The 7,303-nt window shown below is 68.2% G+C and carries 9 protein-coding genes; 7 read left to right on the top strand and 2 right to left on the bottom strand.

The genetic code is table 11. The annotated features are described in order from the left end of the window. Nucleotides 1-3: 3 nt before the first annotated feature. Nucleotides 4-777, bottom strand: a complete 774-nt coding sequence (locus ACFWFI_RS38950; protein WP_387400023.1) for a DUF5324 family protein — start codon at nt 775-777, stop codon at nt 4-6. Nucleotides 778-1,169: 392 nt separating this feature from the next. Between ACFWFI_RS38950 and ACFWFI_RS38945 the strand changes: the two genes are divergently transcribed. Then, the gene (locus tag ACFWFI_RS38945) at nt 1,170-1,697 is read left to right on the top strand and encodes a peptidylprolyl isomerase (RefSeq protein ID WP_387400020.1); all 528 of its coding nucleotides are present in this window, start codon (nt 1,170-1,172) and stop codon (nt 1,695-1,697) included. A 157-nt stretch (nt 1,698-1,854) separates the two neighbouring features. Continuing rightward, nucleotides 1,855-2,769 (top strand): rhomboid family intramembrane serine protease, encoded by a 915-nt coding sequence (locus ACFWFI_RS38940; protein WP_387400018.1) that lies wholly within the window; start codon nt 1,855-1,857, stop codon nt 2,767-2,769. A gap of 243 nt (nt 2,770-3,012) precedes the next feature. Here ACFWFI_RS38940 and crgA read toward each other — a convergent pair whose 3' ends face one another. Then, nucleotides 3,013-3,267 carry a cell division protein CrgA gene (gene crgA, locus ACFWFI_RS38935; protein WP_387400015.1) on the bottom strand — a complete coding sequence of 85 codons (255 nt, stop codon included), beginning with the start codon at nt 3,265-3,267 and terminating at the stop codon, nt 3,013-3,015. A gap of 178 nt (nt 3,268-3,445) precedes the next feature. Here crgA and ACFWFI_RS38930 point away from each other — a divergent pair, with 178 nt between their 5' ends. The 5 genes from ACFWFI_RS38930 to ACFWFI_RS38910 all read left to right on the top strand — a co-directional run bounded on the left by ACFWFI_RS38930 (nt 3,446) and on the right by ACFWFI_RS38910 (nt 7,253). Further along, nucleotides 3,446-4,171 (top strand): DUF881 domain-containing protein, encoded by a 726-nt coding sequence (locus tag ACFWFI_RS38930; RefSeq protein ID WP_387400012.1) that lies wholly within the window; start codon nt 3,446-3,448, stop codon nt 4,169-4,171. 142 nt (nt 4,172-4,313) lie between these two features. After that, on the top strand, nt 4,314-4,502 hold the full coding sequence (locus ACFWFI_RS38925; protein WP_031090437.1) for a hypothetical protein: 189 nt from the start codon (nt 4,314-4,316) through the stop codon (nt 4,500-4,502). After that, the gene (locus tag ACFWFI_RS38920) at nt 4,499-5,137 is read left to right on the top strand and encodes an aminodeoxychorismate/anthranilate synthase component II (protein ID WP_387400010.1); all 639 of its coding nucleotides are present in this window, start codon (nt 4,499-4,501) and stop codon (nt 5,135-5,137) included. Before ACFWFI_RS38925 ends, ACFWFI_RS38920 begins: the two co-directional genes overlap by 4 nt. Continuing rightward, on the top strand, nt 5,134-6,498 hold the full coding sequence (locus ACFWFI_RS38915; RefSeq protein WP_387400008.1) for a class E sortase: 1,365 nt from the start codon (nt 5,134-5,136) through the stop codon (nt 6,496-6,498). Before ACFWFI_RS38920 ends, ACFWFI_RS38915 begins: the two co-directional genes overlap by 4 nt. Nucleotides 6,499-6,524: 26 nt before the next feature. Continuing rightward, nucleotides 6,525-7,253 carry a class E sortase gene (locus ACFWFI_RS38910; RefSeq protein ID WP_387400006.1) on the top strand — a complete coding sequence of 243 codons (729 nt, stop codon included), beginning with the start codon at nt 6,525-6,527 and terminating at the stop codon, nt 7,251-7,253. Nucleotides 7,254-7,303: the final 50 nt, after the last annotated feature.

The following is a 7,303-nucleotide window of genomic DNA, read 5'->3' as shown; positions in this document are numbered from 1 at the left end:
CCATTAGCACTGCCCACGCAAATAACAGGCTACCTTCCGGCGTGGGCCGGGTAATATAATATCGACGCGGCCGGTGCCGTCCGTCGGGTCGGATCCGGACTCGGCCTCGTCCTGCTTGGCGCGGACTTCCGGGTCGAGCACGGCCCGGCCACTGCCGTCGACGGAAGTCAGTGGACCGCGCTCGTCGCCCACCTCGGTGGGGGCCGGGGGCTCGACCAGCCAGTCCGGGTTGGCCTGCTTGTCCCACCACTTCCAGGCGGCGAAGGCCCCGCCGGCCAGGGCGCCCAGCACGAGCAAGCCCTTGGCCGCCCGCCCTGCCTTGGCCCGGCGCTCGTGCTTCCTGACGAGCTTCTGGATCTCCTTGGCCGTCACGTGGCCGCGGAGAGCGGCCAGGGCGGCCGCGCTGCGGGCGGTGGCCTCCTCGGCCACGGGCCGGCTCGCCGCCACCGCGTACTCGACGCGCGGCACGGTGTAGTCCGCGGCGGTGCGGGCGGCACTGCGCGTCCGGATGGCGGCCTTGTGCGCGGCCTCGTCGACCTTGGGAGGCACATGCGTCAGTGCTTGTTCAAGGCGTGGTGCGAGATGTGCGCCGTACTGGACGCGGGCCTGCGCGGCTGCCTTCGACACCTTGGGCGCGAGCCGTGCGCGAGCCTCCTGCGCGTAGTGCGCGGCTTGTTCCTTGGCCGTGTCGGCGTAGGGCGCCACCACTTCCGCGGCGTGCTGCGCGCTGTCCTTCGCCGAGTAGGTTGCGGCGCGCACGCTGTCGATGCGGGTCACGGGATCCTCCTCCTTGGTGGCGGGTAGGTACTCCGCCTATCCACCCAATTCGAAATCATGCCCGCTGAGGCGTTGTGCGCCATGCGGGACGGGCATCCGGGTCATGAACGTCATTCTGGGGCAATGCGGTGCAAGGGGAGCGTGTCGCCGACGATGCCACGGTTCGTGTCGGGGCGCTCCGTGTCGTCGGGCACCTGGCCGCACTTCTCCCGCGGGAAGCCCGCGGGAAGCCCGCGGGAAGCCCGGAGGAAGCGCTCGGGAAGTGTGGGAAAGGTGCAGGAAAGCGGGCAACAAGGTGAGTGCGCCCGTCCTGGGGCCGTGACCGCGCTGTGGAGAGGGTGCCCCGTGCGAGGATCGGTGGTCATCAGCGAAGACTTACCGGAAGGCAGATCGTGGCCGAGCAGCTGTACGCCACTTTGAAGACCAACCAGGGCGACATCGCGATCCGGCTTCTGCCGAACCACGCCCCCAAGACGGTCAAGAATTTCGTCGAGCTCGCCAAGGGCGAGCGTGAGTGGACCAACCCGGAGACCGGCGGGAAGTCCACCGACAAGCTGTACGACGGGACTGTCTTCCATCGCGTCATCAGCGGTTTCATGATCCAGGGCGGCGACCCGCTGGGTAACGGCACGGGTGGCCCCGGCTACGAGTTCGGCGACGAATTCCACCCCGACCTCGCGTTCACCAAGCCCTACCTGCTGGCTATGGCCAACGCCGGGCCGGGCACCAACGGTTCGCAGTTCTTCGTGACCGTTTCGCCCACCGCCTGGCTGACCGGCAAGCACACGATCTTCGGCGAGGTCGCCGACGAGGCGGGCAAGAAGGTCGTGGACGCCATCGCCGCGGCTCCGACCAACCCGCGTACCGACCGTCCCCTCCAGGACGTGGTGATCGAGTCGGTCGTCATCGAGACCCGATGACCCGAGGGGCGCCCGGCCTTCGTGGCCGCTGACCTGACGGGCCGCCGCCCCTGTGGGGAACCAACCGCCCTGCTCATCCGTACTGTTACATAACGGGCGAGCGGGGCGGTCACATGTGTGCCCCCTCCACGGAAGAGGACCGAAGGGGCCGTGACCGATGGATCAGCAGCCGCCGGAAGACCAGGACGGGTCCGCGGCCGCGGGCGGTCCACTCACGTGTTACCGGCATCCGGGCAGGGAGACGGGAATCCGCTGCACGCGGTGCGAGCGGCCGATCTGCACGGACTGCATGATCGAAGCCTCGGTGGGCTTCCACTGCCCGGAATGCGTCCGCGAAGGGACCGGTACGGGCCACCACCCCGCGGTGAGCCGGCCGCGGACCCTGGCGGGAGGCAGCGTCGCCGCCGACCCCAGACTGGTCACCAAGATCCTGCTCGGCATCAACCTCGCCGTCTTCGTCGCAGTCCTGATCACCAAGCAGTCCGGGTATCCGCTGGTCGATGATCTGCTGCTCTTCGGCCGTGCCTACTCGGGCGATCCGGCCGCCGGTCTCGAGGGCGTGGCGGAGGGCCAGTGGTATCGCCTGGTGACGTCGATGTTCCTGCACCAGGAGGTCTGGCACATCGCCTTCAACATGCTGGGGCTGTGGTGGCTCGGCGGACCTCTTGAAGCCGCTTTGGGCCGTGCCCGCTACCTCGCGCTCTACCTGCTCTCCGGGCTCGCGGGCAGTGCTCTCACCTATTGGATCGCCGACCCGGCGCAGGGCTCGCTCGGTGCCTCCGGCGCCGTCTTCGGCCTGCTGGGCGCCACAGCCGTACTGATGCGCCGTATGAACTACGACATGCGGCCCGTGATCGCGATCCTCGTGGTGAACCTGATCTTCACCTTCAACCCCTGGGGTGCGATCGCCTGGCAGGCGCATGTGGGCGGGCTGGTCGCCGGTGCGCTGATCGCGATCGCCATGGTGCACGCGCCGCGTGAGCGCCGGAACCTCGTGCAGTACGGCGCCTGTGCGGCGGTTCTCGCGGTGGTCGTGGTGGCGGTCCTCGTCAGGACAGCTGCGCTCACCTGAGCGGAATCCGCTGGTCCGGAGGTGCGGTTGTCCACAGAGTGTGCCGGATCTTGTGCATGACGTGGGGAACAGGTGTGCCCCTTGTCACTGAACTGGGTTTTCCCAGTCAGGACAAGGGGCGTACTCTCCCGCGATGCGTGAGTGTGTAGTCACACCGGCGTCAACCTCGAGGGAAGTTATCCACAGATCGTCTGACCTTTTCCCCTACCTGTGGATAACTCTGTGGGTAACTTCAGGGCAGAGCTACTTCCACTGTGTGGAGACGCCGAAGCCGCCTGCGATGAAGCCGAAGCCCACGACGATGTTCCAGTTTCCGAGAGCGTCGATCGGCAGATCGCCCTCGGTGACGTAGAAGACCACGATCCAGGCCAGACCGACCAGGAAGAGCGCCAGCATCACCGGCGCCACCCAACTGCGGTTGCTCAGCTTTATGCTCGTCGTCTGCTTCGCCGGCGGAGGCGTGAAGTCTGCCTTCTTGCGGATACGTGACTTCGGCACGAGGGACTCTCCTGTCGATGCGCTGCGTGACCGCGCAGGGATCTGTGGCTGGCGCCGGGGCGCGAGGGGGAATGCTGCCTCCCCGGGGCGTCCGTTAGCGTAGTGCTTCCGTGGCGCCTAAGGAGATAAGGGTACGTTGAGCAATTCTGCCGACTCCCCTCGAGGCCCGGCCCGGCGCATGTCCCGATGGCCGGTCCAGGGCCTCACCGCTGCCGTTTTCGCGCTGGCCGGACTGATCTTCGTCACCAGCGCGAACGCGGCCAAGGGGACCGATATCCGCACCGACTCCTCCCTGCTGAAGCTCTCCGACCTCATTCAGCAGCGCAGCGAGAAGAACGCGGAACTGGACGAATCCACCGCTTCCGTGCGCGCGGACATCGACACCCTCGCCCGGCGCGACGACGGGAGCACCCGCGCCGAGGACGCCGAGCTCGACGCGCTGGAGAAGGCCGCGGGCACCACGGAGGTCAGCGGTGAGGCGCTCTCCGTCACGCTGAACGACGCCCCGCCCAACGCCACCGCCAACCCCGGATATCCCGAGCCGCAGCCCAACGACCTGGTCATCCACCAGCAGGACCTGCAGGCCGTCGTCAACGCCCTCTGGGAGGGCGGGGCCCGCGGGATCCAGGTGATGGACCAGCGGCTGATCTCGACCAGCGCCGTGCGCTGCGTCGGCAACACGCTGATCCTCCAGGGGCGGGTCTACTCGCCTCCGTACAAGGTCACGGCCGTCGGTGACCGGGGGAAGCTCAGGCAGGCGCTCAACGACTCCACGGCGATCCAGAACTACCAGCTGTACGTAAAGGCGTACGGGCTGGGATGGAAGGTCGAAGAGGATGACAAGCTGACGCTTCCCGGCTATTCGGGCACCGTCGATCTCCACTACGCACAGCCTGTCAAGTAGCCCGCGGAAGACCCCGGGCGGTGGGCCTCCGAGGGCCTACGCGCAGGACTGTGACGCACGCCCGACGGGCGGCTTTCCACAGCTGACCCACGTCCGTGCCCCGGCCGTTTAGTCTGGTGCCGTACCGAATGGAGGCAACAGCATGTACGGCTGGATCTGGCGGCACCTGCCGGGCAACGCATGGGTGCGGGGCTTCATCTCGCTCGTGCTGGCCCTGGCCGTTGTCTACGCACTCTTCCAGTACGTCTTCCCCTGGGCGGAGCCGCTGCTCCCGTTCGGCGATGTGACGGTGGACGGCGAAGGCACCAGCGGAGCGGGAGCCGGTCAGTGAGCGCACGCATTCTTGTCGTCGACAACTACGACAGCTTTGTCTTCAACATCGTCCAGTACCTCTACCAACTCGGCGCCGAGTGCGAAGTGGTGCGGAACGACGCGGTGACCACGGCCCACGCCGACGACGGCTTCGACGGGGTCCTGCTGTCGCCCGGACCCGGCACACCCGAGCAGGCGGGTGTCTGCATCGAGATGGTGCACCACTGCGCGCGGAGCGGGGTTCCGGTGTTCGGAGTCTGCCTGGGGATGCAGTCGATGGCCGTCGCGTACGGCGGCGTGGTGGACCGGGCCCCGGAGCTGCTGCACGGCAAGACCTCCCCCGTACTGCACGAGGGGAAGGGCGTGTTCGCCGGTCTGCCGTCCCCCTTCACCGCGACGCGTTACCACTCGCTCGCCGCGGAGCCGGCGACGATTCCGTCCGTGCTCGAGGTCACCGCACGCACCGCGGACGGCATCATCATGGGGCTGCGCCACCGCGAACAAGCGGTGGAGGGTGTGCAGTTCCACCCCGAATCGGTGCTCACGGAGCACGGCCACCTCATGCTCGCCAACTGGCTGGAGCGGTGCGGTGACGAGGGCGCTGTCGCGAGATCGGCGGGGCTCGCCCCGGTGGTGGGCAAGGCCGCCGCGTGACCTCACTCCGCCCTCCCGCCGGCCAGGAAGGCCCGTACGCGCAGGGAGCGTACGAGCCCGATGGCACGTTCGAGGCGGCGGTGGAGCAGCTCGCGGATCCGCTGAACGATCCGCTGCCGGGGCAGCACACCTCGCCCTGGTTCCGGGCAGAGGCCGCCCAGGCCGACCCGGAGGCACGGCAGACGCCTCAGGCGGCGGCTCAGGGGCCTGTGGAGCCCCAGGGCGAGTGGTACGACCCGGAGGGGTATCAGAGGGACTGGTACGGGCATCAGGGGCCGGGAGCAGGCCCCGTGTCGGCCACCGTCCAGGGGACGGCGGTGATTCCCGATCCCGTGTCGGGAATGGCTGCCCCGGTGCCGTCAGCACCTGAGCCTGCTCCGATGCCGGCCGCACCCGGCCCGGGGCCCGTGCGACCCGTCGACGAGGCCGGTCCGGTCCTGAACGACGAGACCGTCGCCCTGCGGACCGCCGATACGCGGCGCGCGTCGCAGCCGACCGGATCCGGAACCTCGGAACCCGCCCCCGAACCGCAGCCGACGGGCGGCCGGGCGGAGCGCAGGCGGGCGGCCAAGGGACGCGGAAGGCGGCGGGGCGAACCCCGGCGTGCCGAGGAAGCAGAGACTGAGGCGGCCGAGCCCGCGGCTCCGATGTCACGGCTGGAGGCGCGGCGCGCGGCCCGTGCGGCCAAGGACAGCCCCGCCGTCGTCGCCAGCCGGGTCGTCGGCGAAGTGTTCATCACCTTCGGTGTGCTGATGCTCCTGTTCGTCACGTACCAGCTGTGGTGGACCAACATCCGCGCCGACCAGATCGCCGGCCGGGAGACGAACAAGATCCAGGACGACTGGGCGAGCGGCGAGCGCAGCCCGGGTGTCTTCGAACCCGGTCAGGGATTCGCGATCATGCACATCCCCAAGCTGGACGTGGTCGCGCCGATCGCCGAGGGCATCAGCAAGGAGAAGGTCCTCGACCGCGGCATGATCGGTCACTACGGCGAGGGCAAGCTGAAGACCGCGATGCCTTCGGAGGAGCAGGGGAACTTCGCGGTGGCGGGTCACCGCAACACCCACGGTGAGCCCTTCCGCTACATCAACAAGCTGAAGCCGGGCGATCCGATCGTGGTCGAGACGCAGGACGCCTACTACACGTACGAGATGACCAGCATCCTTCCGCAGACGTCGCCGTCCAATGTGGCCGTGATCGACGAAGTGCCCCCGGGTTCCGGTTTCACCGGGCCGGGCAGGTACATCACGCTGACGACGTGCACGCCGGAATTCACGAGTACGTACCGAATGATCGTGTGGGGCAAAATGGTCGACGAACGGCCGCGTAGCAAGGGGAAGCCCGACGCGCTCGTCGGCTGAACATCATCACGACAGGGACGGGTGCGGTGGCAGCGAGGACCGAGCACGAAGAGCGCACCGACGAACCGGAGGCCCCGGTGCGACGCAGGAGCCGCCATCCCGTCGCCACGGCGGTGAGTGTCTTCGGCGAACTGCTGATCACCGCCGGGCTGGTGCTGGGCCTGTTCGTCGTCTATTCGCTGTGGTGGACCAATGTGCTTGCCGACCGTGAGGCCGACAAGCAGGGCAACACCGTCCGTGACCGCTGGGCGGGCGGTCCGGGGGCCCTGGACACGAGGGACGGCATCGGCTTCCTCCACGTCCCCGCCATGAAGAACGGCGAGGTGCTGGTCAAGAAGGGCACCGACACCGAGACGCTCAACAACGGCATCGCCGGCTACTACACGGACCCGGTGAAGTCGGCCCTCCCCTCTGACGCACAGGGCAACTTCGCGCTCGCCGCGCACAGGGACGGGCACGGCGCCAAGTTCCACAACATCGACAAGGTGAAGAAGGGTGACGCGGTCGTCTTCGAGACCAAGGACACCTGGTACATCTACAAGGTCTTCGCGGAACTGCCGGAGACGTCGAAGTTCAACGTCGCCGCCATCGCCCCGGTGCCCGAGGGGTCGGGCGTGAAGAAGGCCGGCCGCTACATCACGCTCACCACGTGCACGCCCGTCTACACGTCGAAGTACCGCTACATCGTGTGGGGCGAGCTGGTGCGGACCGAGAAGGTGGACAGGGACCGCACGGAGCCGGCGGAGCTGCGATAGGCGGCACCACGGACGAAGAAGACAGGGCCCCGGTCACCTCAACGGTGACC

This window comes from Streptomyces sp. NPDC060209 (assembly GCF_042728155.1).
GTDB lineage: Bacteria > Actinomycetota > Actinomycetes > Streptomycetales > Streptomycetaceae > Streptomyces.
Note: the sequence above shows the minus strand (reverse complement) of the source record. Positions and strands in the feature narration are given on the sequence as shown.

Bases quoted from the DNA above. Each gene is read 5' to 3' on its own strand.
- ACFWFI_RS38930 (WP_387400012.1), top strand. From the start codon at position 3,446: ATGTCCCGATGGCCGGTCCAGGGCCTCACCGCTGCCGTTTTCGCGCTG.
- ACFWFI_RS38925 (WP_031090437.1), top strand. From the start codon at position 4,314: ATGTACGGCTGGATCTGGCGGCACCTGCCGGGCAACGCATGGGTGCGG.
- ACFWFI_RS38940 (WP_387400018.1), top strand. From the start codon at position 1,855: ATGGATCAGCAGCCGCCGGAAGACCAGGACGGGTCCGCGGCCGCGGGC.